The 13,771-nt window shown below is 44.5% G+C and carries 13 protein-coding genes; 7 read left to right on the forward strand and 6 right to left on the reverse strand.

Annotated elements, in window-relative coordinates:
- The first annotated feature begins 46 nt into the window (after window positions 1-46).
- On the forward strand, window positions 47-1,915 hold the full coding sequence (locus QMA04_RS16540; RefSeq protein WP_290187090.1) for a heavy metal translocating P-type ATPase: 1,869 nt from the start codon (window positions 47-49) through the stop codon (window positions 1,913-1,915).
- A 22-nt stretch (window positions 1,916-1,937) separates the two neighbouring features.
- Here the strand turns inward: QMA04_RS16540 and QMA04_RS16545 are convergent, their stop codons facing one another.
- Complete coding sequence (locus QMA04_RS16545) at window positions 1,938-2,744, reverse strand: YihY/virulence factor BrkB family protein (protein ID WP_225218640.1); 807 nt, start codon at window positions 2,742-2,744, stop codon at window positions 1,938-1,940.
- A gap of 106 nt (window positions 2,745-2,850) precedes the next feature.
- The gene (locus QMA04_RS16550; RefSeq protein ID WP_191716783.1) at window positions 2,851-3,354 is read right to left on the reverse strand and encodes a YtxH domain-containing protein; all 504 of its coding nucleotides are present in this window, start codon (window positions 3,352-3,354) and stop codon (window positions 2,851-2,853) included.
- Between the two features lie 188 nt (window positions 3,355-3,542).
- On the opposite strand from QMA04_RS16550, the gene QMA04_RS16555 reads away from it, so the two are divergent.
- Both QMA04_RS16555 and QMA04_RS16560 read left to right on the forward strand, forming a co-directional pair.
- Window positions 3,543-4,904 (forward strand): alanine/glycine:cation symporter family protein, encoded by a 1,362-nt coding sequence (locus tag QMA04_RS16555; protein WP_290187094.1) that lies wholly within the window; start codon window positions 3,543-3,545, stop codon window positions 4,902-4,904.
- Window positions 4,905-4,962: 58 nt separating this feature from the next.
- Window positions 4,963-5,184: a DUF1128 domain-containing protein gene (locus QMA04_RS16560; protein ID WP_191716785.1), complete on the forward strand. Its 222-nt coding sequence runs from the start codon at window positions 4,963-4,965 to the stop codon at window positions 5,182-5,184.
- Window positions 5,185-5,514: 330 nt separating this feature from the next.
- Here QMA04_RS16560 and QMA04_RS16565 read toward each other — a convergent pair whose 3' ends face one another.
- The 4 genes from QMA04_RS16565 to QMA04_RS16580 all read right to left on the reverse strand — a co-directional run bounded on the left by QMA04_RS16565 (window position 5,515) and on the right by QMA04_RS16580 (window position 9,919).
- A complete protein-coding gene (locus tag QMA04_RS16565; RefSeq protein WP_191716786.1) occupies window positions 5,515-6,501 on the reverse strand; it encodes a class I SAM-dependent methyltransferase in 987 nt (328 codons plus the stop codon).
- Window positions 6,498-7,805, reverse strand: a complete 1,308-nt coding sequence (locus tag QMA04_RS16570; protein ID WP_290187097.1) for an FAD-dependent oxidoreductase — start codon at window positions 7,803-7,805, stop codon at window positions 6,498-6,500. Before QMA04_RS16570 ends, QMA04_RS16565 begins: the two co-directional genes overlap by 4 nt.
- Window positions 7,806-7,916: 111 nt before the next feature.
- On the reverse strand, window positions 7,917-8,828 hold the full coding sequence (locus tag QMA04_RS16575; protein ID WP_191716788.1) for a pseudouridine-5'-phosphate glycosidase: 912 nt from the start codon (window positions 8,826-8,828) through the stop codon (window positions 7,917-7,919).
- Window positions 8,825-9,919, reverse strand: coding sequence for a carbohydrate kinase (locus QMA04_RS16580; RefSeq protein WP_290187100.1), 1,095 nt, complete (start codon window positions 9,917-9,919; stop codon window positions 8,825-8,827). The genes QMA04_RS16575 and QMA04_RS16580 overlap by 4 nt, the downstream gene beginning before the upstream one ends.
- A gap of 147 nt (window positions 9,920-10,066) precedes the next feature.
- Between QMA04_RS16580 and QMA04_RS16585 the strand changes: the two genes are divergently transcribed.
- The 4 genes from QMA04_RS16585 to QMA04_RS16600 all read left to right on the forward strand — a co-directional run bounded on the left by QMA04_RS16585 (window position 10,067) and on the right by QMA04_RS16600 (window position 13,770).
- Complete coding sequence (locus tag QMA04_RS16585) at window positions 10,067-11,299, forward strand: aminopeptidase (RefSeq protein WP_290187102.1); 1,233 nt, start codon at window positions 10,067-10,069, stop codon at window positions 11,297-11,299.
- Window positions 11,300-11,384: 85 nt separating this feature from the next.
- Window positions 11,385-11,525 (forward strand): hypothetical protein, encoded by a 141-nt coding sequence (locus QMA04_RS16590; protein WP_191716791.1) that lies wholly within the window; start codon window positions 11,385-11,387, stop codon window positions 11,523-11,525.
- A gap of 183 nt (window positions 11,526-11,708) precedes the next feature.
- Window positions 11,709-12,716: a rod-share determining protein MreBH gene (gene mreBH, locus QMA04_RS16595; protein WP_290187104.1), complete on the forward strand. Its 1,008-nt coding sequence runs from the start codon at window positions 11,709-11,711 to the stop codon at window positions 12,714-12,716.
- Window positions 12,717-13,203: 487 nt separating this feature from the next.
- Complete coding sequence (locus QMA04_RS16600) at window positions 13,204-13,770, forward strand: beta-class carbonic anhydrase (RefSeq protein WP_290187106.1); 567 nt, start codon at window positions 13,204-13,206, stop codon at window positions 13,768-13,770.
- The last annotated feature ends 1 nt before the right edge of the window (window position 13,771 follow it).

The following is a 13,771-nucleotide window of genomic DNA, read 5'->3' on the forward strand; positions in this document are numbered from 1 at the left end:
TTAAAGGATTCAGTAAATATGTTATGGAGGAAAGTAGGTAGTGCAGATGGCATTTTTCAAGACTCACATTGAATTGATAGCAGCAATTTTTTCAGGGATCTTAATTGTTATCGCGTTCACACTTGAACATCAAAACCTGTATGCATACTCAGTCATCATCTATCTGATGGCCTTTGGAATTGGCGGTTACGCCAAAGCCAAATATGGCATCCTGAAAACATTTGAAGACAAGCAGCTCAACGTTGAAATCTTAATGATTTTAGCCGCAGTCGGCTCTTCCATAATCGGTTACTGGACTGAAGGAGCCATTCTGATTTTCATCTTTTCATTAAGCGGTGCATTGGAAACATATACAATGAACAAAAGCCGGAAAGAGATTACTTCCTTGATGAAAATCCAACCTGAAGCTGCATGGCTTGTTAAAGAAGAGAAAACTGTACGTGTTTCCCTCAAAGATTTGCATACTGGCGACATGATCTTGGTGAAACCGGGAGAACGGATACCCGTTGATGGCGTCCTGCAAAACGGCCAAACTGCAGTTGATGAATCGACCATCAGCGGTGAAGCACTCCCTGTATCCAAATACAAAGAAGATGAACTGTTTGCTGGCACCGTCAATCTATCGGGAGCCATCACAATGGAAATGACTAAACCGAGCACTGAAACCATGTTTCAAAAAATCATTGATCTGGTCCAATCAGCACAAAGCGAAAAATCCCCTTCCCAACAATTTATCGAACGTTTTGAAGGACGTTATGTTAAAGTGGTGCTCTTCGCTTTTGTTCTTATGCTTTTTTTGCCCCATTATCTTTTTGCTTGGGATTGGAACACAACATTTTACCGGGCAATGGTTTTGCTGGTTGTGGCTTCTCCTTGTGCACTTGTCGCTTCAATTATGCCTGCCACACTGGCAGCCATTTCTAATGGCGCTAAGAGCGGCATCATATTCAAAGGCGGCATGCACCTTGAGAATTTGAGCGTGGTGCGGGCCATCGCTTTTGATAAAACCGGCACCTTGACCCGTGGACAGCCTGAAGTCACAGATTTTGTCATCCGACAAGGAATGGATAAGAAAATTGCTATGGCTAAAATTGCCGGAATCGAATCCCAGTCCAATCATCCTTTAGCTAAAGCCATCAGCGATTTTATCGTTTTACAAGGCATTACTCCCACACCCAATCTGACAATTGAAGATGTCCCGGGAAATGGGTTAAGAGCAACTATTAACTCTGAAGAATTTCTCGTCGGCAAACCAAAATTCGTCGGTGAGGAGTTGGCGGAGACTTTTGAGGATGGCCTTTTGGAGAAATTGGCCAATCAAGGGAAAACCGTGACCTTTGTTCGGGACAATGAAGGAATTCTTGCCGCTATGGCTTTGAAGGATACAGTCCGTGACATCACCAAATCGACAATTGAGGAATTGAAAAAAGCAGGTATTTATTGCATCATGCTGACAGGAGATAACCGAAAGACAGCAGCAGTCATCGCAAAAGAAACCGGAGTCGACGACTACATCGCCGAATGCCTCCCAGGCGATAAAGTGAAAGAACTGAAAAAACTCCTGAAAAAATATGAGTATGTAGCAATGACAGGTGATGGCATAAATGATGCTCCAGCTTTGGCCACAGCAACAACAGGCATCGCTATGGGTGCCGGAACAGATATCGCTTTGGAGACCGCTGATATCATTTTAATGAAAAATGATTTGTCGCGCATCGCATACGCCATCAGGCTTTCAAAAAAAATGCAGCGCATCGTTAAACAAAACATCTTCTTTTCAGTTTCTGTAATCATTCTCTTGATCATCTCGAACTTTTTCCAAACCATTACCTTGCCGATTGGTGTTATCGGACATGAAGGCAGCACAATACTAGTCATTCTAAATGGGCTGCGCATGCTCAACCGCAATGTATAAAAAGGCATCCTGAATGTTTCATTCAGGATGCCTTTTGCTTAATATAGTGCCGGCGTTCTTTCATCACCGCATTGATCTGTCCGCCAACAATCAAGATCATAGCTGATATATAGAGCCACAGCATCAGGATGATTACGCCACCGATGCTGCCGTATGTCGCTGAGAAGTTTCCGAAATTACTGATGTAGATGGAGAACAGATAAGAAGTCGCCAACCAGCCGGTTGCAGCAAACGCTGCGCCTCCCAGTGCACTCAAAATGTTCATCTTTACATTCGGGGCCAACCAATAGATGATCGCGCAGGCAACGAATGTAATAATCCCGGGTATTGTAAAGCGGATAGAATTCCATAATGCGAGAAACCCTTCCTCCAGCCCCAGAAATGAAAAGATCAACAATCCAAGCTGTTCACCAAAAACAGGCAATGCCAAAGCGACAATCAAAATAAAAATCAATAAAATTGTCATCAAGATCGACATCCCCCGCGCTATTAGAAGCGGACGGTTTTCTGTTACTTTATAGGACAGGTTCAATGACTTGATCAAAGCATCCATTCCTAGACTGGCAGACCAAATCGTCGCTAAAATACCAAAAGACAATAATCCGGTATTCTGGTTCGTCAGAATTTCTTCCAACGTGCTTTCGATCAGGACATACACTTCTGAGGGGACGACTTCTTCCAGGTAGCTGAAAATTTCATCCCGAGACAACGCTAAATACGGCAATAAAGTAACCAGGAAAATCAGCAAGGGAAAAATTGATAATAGGAAAAAAAACGCCAATTGTGCTCCAAGTCCTGGCACATCGACGTCTTTGATCCGTTGAAACAATTCTTTTAAAAAACCTTTTCCAGTCGTTACATCGAAAGTAACTGAGTGGGTACGGTCTTTTTTATTGTCCGCTTGCTGTCCTGAAGATGTATTCGGGCCGATCGGATTATGACCGATTCCCAGTGTTTGAGTTCGATCCAGACTGATAGCCTGTCCCGGAACTTTTATTTGATGATGAGTTATTTCCAGAACCTGTTGAAGAGTTCGAACTATCCGTTAACGAAGATGTCGGAGATGGGTTGTCTTCTTTAACTGCTGAAATCACATCATCTTTTGTCTCAATTACTGCATCTTTTGTATCCATGAACGCTTCTTTTGTTTCAAGCGCCATTTCTTTCACTTGTGGAGTCATTTCTTTCAATTCATTCACCTTGCTTCCAACATATGAAGCATCTTCAGAAATGCGTGAATACAGATTTTGCGCTCTTTCAGCTTGTTGCTGGAAAGCCTGTACCAATTCATCTCTATTTGAAGCATAGTATTTTGCATTGTTTGTTGCTTTTTTCGATTTCTGTATAACGTCATCTCTTGTATTGCGGTCCAATAGTGAGACAATAATCCCCACTGCCGCGCCTACTAGTAAACCTGTCATCAATTTGTTTTGGCTCATCCTAAATTCCTCCCAATAAAATATGTTTTTCACATCTGGTAGGAATTTTCCCTAAACTTTGAAAACCTAAACACTTATACAGCATATATTTTTTAAAAATAACTTGACTATATCGAAAAACTTTCGGAATATTATGTTTACAGGAGGTTTAATAGACAGAAAAGGATATTGAAAAAGGGGGAAAAATAATGGCGCAGTTCGAAGAACTATTGGGCACTATCAGCGGTTACGTATGGGGACCACCTTTATTGATTTTATTAGTAGGTACAGGAATTTTCTTAACAGTTCGTCTTGGTGTTCTCCAAGTCCGATTATTGCCTTATGCTTTGAAATTGGTTTTCACCAAAAATTCGGATACGACCTCTAAAGGGGATATCAGCCATTTCCAAGCATTATCAACCGCCATGGCTGCAACCGTAGGTACCGGTAATATCGTCGGTGTTGCAACAGCGGTCATCCTCGGTGGACCGGGTGCTGTCTTCTGGATGTGGTTTTCTGCATTTTTCGGAATGGCCACCAAATACGGAGAGGCTGTATTGGCAGTCAAATACCGTGTTGTCGACGCTAAAGGCCAGATGGCTGGCGGACCGATGTATTACCTTGAGCACGGCTTGAAACAAAAGTGGTTGGCTGTTTTATTCGCCATCTTTGGTGCCATTGCGGCTTTCGGAATCGGCAACGGGACACAATCGAACTCAGTCGCTTCAGTCGTCCGCGATACATTCAGTGTTCCAACATGGATTACCGGAATCATTTTAACAATTTTCACCGCCTTGGTTCTGCTTGGCGGAATTAAGAGCATCGGCCGCGTCACTTCGTTCTTCGTTCCTTTTATGGCGTTATTCTACATAATCGCAGGAATAATTATTATGATTTTAAACATGGAACTGATTCCAGGTGCTTTTGCTACGATCTTCAGTGCGGCATTCACCGGTGAAGCTGCTGTTGGCGGTGCCATTGGTGCGGCTATCCGATATGGTGTAGCACGAGGCGTATTCTCCAACGAAGCGGGACTTGGGTCGGCGCCGATTGCTGCTGCTGCTGCAATCACGGATCTTCCAGGACGCCAGGCATTGGTTTCCATGACACAAGTACTCTTTGATACCATCATCATCTGTTCGATTACCGGTGTCACAATTGTCATGTCCGGCCTTTATACAGATAAATCTCTTGAAGGTGCAGCTCTGACAACTGCAGCTTTTGAACAGTTCCTTGGAGGAGCTGGCCCAATTGTAGTAGCCATCGGATTGATTTTCTTTGCTTCTTCTACCATCATCGGCTGGTCTTACTATGGAGAGAAATGTTTCCAGTATTTATTCAAGAACCCGGCATTGCTGATCGTTTACCGCATCGCTTTCGTTTTGATGGTTTTCGTTGGCGCAAACGTTTCACTTGATGTCGTTTGGACTTTCTCTGATGTGATGAACGGCTTAATGGCCTTCCCTAACTTGATCGGACTTCTTGGCCTATCAGGCGTTATCGTCTATGAAACCAAGCGCATCATTGCTAAAATCAAGGAAGAAAAAGCCGCTGGACAAACTGGCAATTGACATTGCTTTTGAATAATGAAATGATTAAGCATAACCACCCGAAAGGCAGGAGCTTATCATGGACTTATCAAAACCGTCACCAGAAAACGTCAGCTTTATGATTGAAGAAATAAAATCAAAATTGCGTATGGTCAATGTGGATGCAATGAAAGCCGAACACTTCAACGCTTCCCAATACGAAGATTTGCATGAACTTTACGAAATGGTCGCGAACCGCGAAAAGTTCAGCACGAGTGAAATGCAGGCAATTGCAACCGAACTTGGTTCTTTACGCAAATAAGCAAGCACAAAAAGACCCTGAAGGAAAAAATCCTTCAGGGCCTTTTTTTATGTTGCTGTAATTGCCTATGGGAGCAATACGATCATTTCATTTTTTCTTGTCCAGCTTCGGAAGCCAGGTTCTCGGGACATAAGCCAAACCGGCTGTGCGACATAAACACGTCGCTTCGCCGGTCTGTCTTATGCCTGTCGAACCTTTACGGCTTCCTCAGCTTTTCTTTTTTGTCCAGCTTCGGCGGCCTGCTCCTCGGATCATAAGCTGCCCTTCCTGTGCGGCAAAAAACGCCGCTTCGGAAGTTCATCTTATGTCTGTCGGAGTATAACGGTCGCCTCAGCTTTTCTTTTCATACTGCACAATATACCAGCCGCCTTCTTTGATGACGGTTTGGATGCTAAGCAACTCGAGTCCTGCCTGCTCGCCCCATTCTGCCATTTCTTCGCGCGTCGGCAATCGGTAGAGGTTGTCGAAAGATGAGAAAAAACTATTGAAAACATTAGCAAATGGTGGGCTGTCGCTGTCTCCAGCGATAGGTGTCACAACTGACAGAATACCTTGGTCTTTGATCCAGCTGGCCAGTTCAGTAAAAAGGTCCTGGCGCTTTCCGAGGTCGATATAGTGGATGACATTGTTCATCATAACCATGCCTTGCTGCTCTGATGGTTTGTAATCCCATAGATCGGCATTTTCAATAGAAATATTATTATTTTCTTTCGTCAAGGCTTTCGCTACTTCCGTTACAGATGGACTGATTTCAATTCCAGTGAAGTGGGTGTCGGGGAAACGTTCTGCAAGCTTTTTGATGTATCCGCCTTCTCCACAGCCAATATCCAGCACCGAGTCGATATTTTGGCCTTTCAGGCGTCTGGACATTTTCGGCAGAGCCAATACTTCCAGCAACCTGCTTGTTTCAGCTACAGTCGGAGCGTGTTTTTCTTCATCAAAATGAAGGCGTTCCTGCTTGCGCATCATCTCTGGGTAATTCAGCAAGGTCGGGATATGCAACTCCATCATTTCCTTTAGCAGAACACCCGAGGAATTGTTGCCCTTCGGTTTCGGCAGCTTCCATGCATTCCAGGTTTTATATCGGTTTCTACCGGCTTCTTTGAGATGGCCGATCGAGACGCCAACATTCACCCACTGGTTCAATAAATCTTCGTCCAATTGCAGCGCATCGGCTACATCATATTGGGACATAGGGCGATCGAAGGCTTTAAACAAATCAAGCTCATATCCGACGTATGCATGCCAACTATATAAAAAAGGTTCATTTCGTTTCATGTACATTCTTGCTTTAAACATCTTCATGACATCGATCATCTGAGTCCCTCCGCTTTCCATGGGTAATCTTCTTCTGGTGTATAATACTTTAATTCTTTTGTGTCTTTTGTTAAATCTTTTATGCGGACGGGCATGATGCCTCCTTGTATGAAACGATCTCGAACGTTTTCTTTCCACATCCCAAGGCCCGAAACATTCAACATTTGCTTAAAATGAAGAATTGGGTCTTCTTCCATGCGCTCGAAAGTCCGTTGGCGGATGTAGCTGACCGGTTTAAATGGAAAAGAATAGGCCAAAGCTGCCAAGTGGCTGAGTTGTATCACATGGTCTGCACGCTTATAGCGGACGGTTTCGTACCACTTTAAATTGCTTTCGTCTTTTTTTTCTTCTTTGAACATATCTGCGGTTAATTCGCCTAGTATATCCGCATCTTGTATAGCCATATTCATGCCTTCTCCGGCCATTGGATGGACAGCGTGGCTAGCGTCACCGATGATAGCTTTATTGCCTTTCACATATGAATCCGCATGATACATTACCGGAATCATCAACTGGATTTTCTTCCAATCCGTCAATTGCTGGACATAACCATCTACCGCAGGCGCTAAATCCGTGTACAGTTTATGGAAATGGCTGATTGGCTTTTCCTTGAGTTCTTTATAATCGCCTGGCGGTATCAAGTAAACACTTCGCACCTGATTATCAGGCAGCGGGAAAAGCCCCAGAAAACGGTTGTATGTAGAAATGATTTGACCGTCTGTAAAATTTTCAGCACGCGGAAACGTCACCGTCAGAAAATGATGATTGTAGGTGGTCTGTTTCACTTCAATTTCCATGGCTTTCCTAGTGACTGACGAACGCCCTTCAGCACCGAAGAAAAATTCCGCCTCCACTTCAAACTTTTCGGTTCCTTTTTGAAGCAACGCTGTATTTTCTCCGTATCCTTTGCAGGCCGTTCCTTTGAAATAATGAAAGTTTTCATATTCACAGGCAGCTTTTAAAATAACAGACTTCAATTCCTCATGATGCATCATATAAGCTGCACTGTACTTGCCGGGCAACACGCTATAATCCATAAATGCCTGGTCCTTTACTTGGAGAGAACTTGAAAGTTCCAGCATGTCCAAAACTTTAATTTCATTAGAGCGATCACATATTTTCTTATATACTCCAAGGCTGTCGAATATCTGCATACTTTTCGGCTGCAGCAGTTCCCCTTTATAGGTAGGTGCTTTTACAGCCATCCGTTCGGCGAGAACCACATCGATTCCACGCTGCACCAATTTCAGTGCAAGTGTCAATCCACCGATTCCACCCCCGCCGATGAATACATCAGTTTTCATGTGCTTCATCCCCTTCTTTCTCCTTACCCTACCTTTAGGATAGTGAAAACCCAATAAACCTCCCCAATAAAAAAAGAAGTCCACGAATGGACTTCTTTTCACAATTTATTCTTAAAGTTTATTGTAAGCGACCGCAAGTTCGGCTCCGACTTTTGCATTATGCTTGACCAGTTCGATATTCGCGACCAAACTCTTGCCTTCCGTCAATTCCTTGACTTTCCCTAATAGGAAAGGCGTGACTTCTTTTCCGGAAATGCCATTTTCATTCGCTTCAGTCATGGCTTGAGTGATGATGCCATTGATGAATGAGTCTTCCAGTGCATGTTCAGCTGGAATCGGGTTGGCGATTACTGCTCCGCCTGTAATGCCCAGATCCCATTTTGCTTTCAGCACTTCAGCCAGTTCAGCAGCATCATCACTGCGGAATGTCAGATCAAAGCCGCTTGAGCGTGTGTAGAATGCCGGCATATCGTCTGTTTGATAGCCGATGACTGGAACCCCTTTTGTTTCCAGGTATTCCAACGTCAAGCCGATATCCAAAATGGATTTTGCGCCTGCACAAACAACAGCCACTCCTGTGTTCGAAAGTTCTTCCAAGTCAGCTGAGATGTCCATGGTCGTCTCAGCGCCTCTGTGCACCCCGCCTATGCCGCCTGTTGCGAAAACACGGATGCCTGCAAGTTCTGCACAAATCATCGTTGCAGCGACAGTTGTAGCACCGATTTTTTTCGTGGCGATCAATTGGCCGATATCTCTTCTTGATACTTTTGAAACGCCTGGGCTATTGCCAAGCACTTCCAGTTCTTCATCAGACAAACCGATTTTGATTTTGCCGTCCATAATGGCGATTGTTGCAGGAACTGCACCATTATCACGGATAATCTGTTCTACCACGCGTGCCGTTTCTACGTTCTGGGGATAAGGCATACCGTGTGAAATGATCGTCGATTCGAGTGCCACGATCGGCTTTTTGTCCTCCATTGCTTGCTGTACTTCAGTTGAATAAGAAATCATTGATGTCATTGTAATTCCTCCAGTTCTTTTTGTAGTTGTACTGCTGTCAATTCTCGTCTTACAGTCGCATTGCTTTGAAGAGTTTTTGCCGCATTCACCATTCCTGAATGGATAACGGATTCAAATTCCTTCCCATTCATTACACTGTGGACAATGGCGCTGGAAAATGCATCTCCTGCTCCGGTCACATCACTGACCTGGTCGACTTGCATCGCCTGGTAATGTGTGATGCCGTTTGCATTTCCTGCTACGGCTCCTTCTTTTCCACCGGTGATGACAACTGCTTCCGCACCTTGACTCAGCAGCTGTTCAACAGCCTGATGCCAATCCTCTATGGAATTGATGGGCATCTGCAAATGCCTGCTTGCTTCATCGCGGTTAAGAATCAGCCAGCTGATGCCGGCCAAATCTGTTCCGAGCCTGTCCATTTTTGGAGCTGAAACCGGAATGACTGCCAGTGGAATGTTATTGATGATGGCCAACTGACGAACATATTCCACCGTTTCCACTGGACAATTCAAATCGATCACCAGAAAGGCAGATGATAATAAAACACTGTCATTTTTAGCAATATAGCTTGGCGTCAGAGAGTCATAAATTTTCATATCCGCCATTGCCAGCAGCATTTCGCCGTCCGGTTCCAAAATCGCTGTATAGGTTCCAGTTGACAATCCGTCGACTGCTTTTGTCATTTCAGTCGACATGAATTGGCTGGAAGCGGTTTCGATTAAGTTCCATTCCGGATCATTTCCCACAATCGACAATAGCTTGACTGAATGGCCGAGGCGCCCCAAATTTTCCGCGACGTTTCTGGCTACTCCACCGACGCTGCCGGAAACGGAAGCCGGATTGGATGTTCCCATCTGCGCGGGACGTTCCATCAGGAATTTTCTGTCGACATTTGCCCCGCCGATGCAAATGACCGTCTGTTCTTCGGGCAGTACGTAAGCGCGGCCTAAGATTTTCCCTTGACGCATGAGATTGGAAATGAAATTGGCCAGTGATGGCCTGGACATGTTTAGGCGTTCTGCCATTTCCTGTTGAGATAGATACGGGTTGCGCCGGATCAATTCAAGCACTTCCACTTCTTTCTGATTCATAATCACACCTCCACTCAAACATTTGTTTAAATCATAAACTTTTATAACAGAAAATGCAAGCAAAATATATTTCGTATATCGTTATAAATCATTGCAGGCAGTTACAGAAAATTGCTACTATAGAAAGAGATGAGAGGAGAGATTTATTTGACATCTTTTAATGAAAAATTATCCCGCTATGCTGAACTGGCGGTAAAAGTAGGAGTAAATATTCAACCCGGACAGCCGCTTTATATCGCCGCTTCCATTGATGCAGCACCTTTGGTCCGTTTAATTACCCAAAAGGCCTATGAAACCGGAGCGAAACAAGTTTTTGTAGACTGGAACGACGATACGATCTCTCGCCTGCGCTTTGAATTAGCGCCGGAAGATTCGTTCTCTGATTTCCCAGCATGGAAAGTACAGGAACGCGAGCAATTGGCAGAGCAAGGCGCTGCTTTCATCAGCGTGGTGTCTCAAAGCCCTGACCTATTGACTGGCATTGACTCAAAGCGCATTGCTGCTTCACAAAAAGCAACTGGACAGGCTTTGAGCAAATACCGCCAATATGTTCAATCTGATAAAATCAGCTGGACCGTTATCGCAGCCCCTTCTGAAAAATGGGCAGCTAAAGTGTTTCCAGATGTACCGGCTGACCAACAAATCGACAAACTTTGGGATGCTATTTTCAAAGCTGTACGTGCTGATCTTGATCAACCGATTGAGGCTTGGACAGAACATGACCGCTTGCTGCACACCAAAGTCGATTATCTGAACGGCAAAAAATATGCAAAACTTCACTATACGTCACCTAAAACTGACTTGGAAGTTGCTCTTCCAGAAGGCCATCTATGGTGTGGAGCCGGCTCAATCAACGAAAAAGGCGATTCTTTCATGGCGAATATGCCAACCGAAGAAGTCTTTACTGTACCGCATAAAACAGGCGTAAATGGCTATGTTTCCAGTACAAAGCCCCTAAGCTATGGCGGCAATATTATTGATGACTTTAAAGTAACATTCGAAAATGGAAAAATCGTTGATGTAACAGCTGCACATGGCGAAGATGTCCTGAAGCAATTGGTTGCTACTGATGAAGGTTCTCATTTCCTTGGTGAAGTTGCATTAGTTCCACATCAATCGCCAATTTCCGATTCAAATATTTTATTCTACAACACGTTGTTCGACGAAAATGCCTCCAACCATTTTGCTATCGGCAGCGCTTATGCTTTCTGTATCGAAGGCGGCAAAACCATGTCTCAGGAAGAACTATTGAAAAACGGCCTAAACCAAAGTATTACCCATGTCGATTTCATGATAGGCTCGTCCGAAATGGACATTGATGGCATCCTGGAAGATGGCAGCCGCGAACCGATTTTCCGCGGTGGCAACTGGGCTTTCTAAGTCTCGATAATTCGACACTTATTTTTTAGACCAAAATCATGTATACTTAATATTGATAATTACAGTTTAGAGAGGAGTTATCATTATGTTTTATGACATTACTGTCGTACTCGGCTTCATGGCCGTAATTTTCATGTTTTTCTTTACACTTCTCCATTTCCTTGGAAAAGAGCTTCACACGCACGATGCAGAGCACGTAGACCCAACGCCTGAAAAAAAATACTGAGCGATAAAAACCGGCTTCTTCTCTGAAGCCGGTTTTTATGTTCCTCACACTAAAAGCACTGCCAAATGTGTGTATTTTATCTAATTCCCAGGCTCTTTAGGTCCCTTCTGCTCTTCCACTCCACAGCTCGTAATGGTAAAATCCGAACTAGTTAGCGTCTTTATTCATAGGAGGAATTCACGTATGTTTTCTGCAATAGATATTGGTATCGATTTAGGAACTGCAAATATACTTGTTTACACAAAAACAAAAGGCATTATCATCAATGAACCTTCTGTTGTCGCCTTGGATGCAAAAACTCGTGCGGTGCTGGCGATCGGCACTGAAGCGAAAGCTATGCTTGGCAAAGCACCAGATTCCATCCTGGTGATCCGCCCACTGAAAGACGGCGTCATCGCCGACTCTGATGCCACTCTTGATCTGCTGAAAGCGGTCATGCAAAGAGCGGCCAAACAACTTGGAAGTGCTTATCGCAAACCCAATGTGATGGTTTGTACCCCTTCCGGTGCCACTAAAGTTGAGCGCCGTGCTATCCACGACGCAGTGAAACAGAGCGGCGCCAAAACCGTTCACTTAATTGAAGAAACTGTAGCTGCTGCAATAGGCGCGGAACTTCCAATCAGCGAACCGGTAGCGAGTGTTATTGTAGATATTGGCGGCGGTACTACAGAAGTGGGAATCATTTCATTTGGCGGGGTGGTTTCTTCCAACACCGTTAAAGTTGCGGGCGACCGGATGGATGAAGATATTATCCAGTATGTCCGCAAACAGTACAACGTATTGATCGGTGAACGCACTGCTGAAAATATAAAAATGGAAATCGGCTATGCTCCTGTTCCCCATGAAACAGAGAACATGGAAATCCGCGGCCGTGACATCATGACCGGCTTGCCGAAAACCATTACACTCAGCTCTCTTGAAACACAAGAAGCGCTGAAAGAATCTTTATCCGCCATTTTGGAATGCATCCGCGCAACACTGGAGAATTGTCCAGCTGAACTGTCGGGTGACATGGTTGACCAAGGCGTTGTCATTTCAGGCGGTGGTGCTTTATTGAAAGGCATGCAGGAATGGCTGTCAAAAGAAATCTCAGTGCCCGTCCATATCGCACCACAACCACTGGAATCAGTCGCCATCGGAACAGGACTGTCGCTGAACATGATTAAGCAGTTAGAGAAAATGTCGCGTTAATATAGAAAAGCGGAAGCAGCCGTTTTGCCACGACAAGCGCTGGAAGCCTTACCGGTAATGGCGGCCTTTGCCATTGCTGGTAAGGCTGAAGCGACTCGAGGGGCTTGCTGCTGGAGCTGGACACTAAGAAAAGCGGAAGCGCCCGTGCAGGTTTGAAGGGCATAAGACGAGCTGGCGAAGCGGCGTCCTTTGCCGCACAGCCGGATTGGCTTATGTCCCTAGAACCTGCACGGGCGCTGGATATAGAAAAACGGAAAACACTCCGAAGCACGCGGAGCTGCTTTCCGTTTTTTCACTCTTGAACCCCCGTGAAAAACACTGTTCTAATTTACCTACGTACAGTTTTATAAAAGGCAAGGTCTTATTAAATCCGAAGCGTTGCGCAATGACTTTTTTCCTTATTTCTTTCGAAACGGCAAATTCGATTCGTATTTTTCAGAAATTTGGATTAAACTTAAAAAGTAGTAGTCGACAAGGAGGAAGTATAATGGCTTTATTAGATGAAATTTTGGAGTACAACGAAGAGTTTGTGAAAGAAAAGCGTTACGAAGAGTACATGACCACCAAGTTTCCTGACAAGAAAGTCGTTATTTTGACATGCATGGACACGCGTCTTTTTGAAATGCTGCCAAAAGCGATGAACTTTAAAAATGGTGACATTAAAATCGTCAAAAGTGCCGGTGCTGTCATCAATCACCCATTCGGCGGCATTATGCGCAGTTTGCTGGTAGCCGTATATGAATTGAATGCAGACGAAATCTATATTATCGGGCATCACGATTGCGGCATGTCTAATATTAAACCACATGAAATGCTCGAGAAGATTAAAAAACGAGGCGTGGATCAAAAAACCATCGAGATGATGGAGTATTCTGGAGTTGATTTGGAAGGCTGGCTCCGCGGCTTCGATAATGTTGAAGAAAGTGTCACCCACAGTGTCAACATGGTTCGCCACCATCCGTTATTGGATCCAAATGTTCCGGTCCATGGCCTGGTAATCGATCCGACAACTGGAAAACTGGATGTCGTGATTGATGGAAACAAAAACCGCTGAG

Source organism: Planococcus sp. APC 3900 (genome assembly GCF_030407735.1).
Taxonomy (GTDB): Bacteria; Bacillota; Bacilli; order Bacillales_A; family Planococcaceae; genus Planococcus; species Planococcus notacanthi.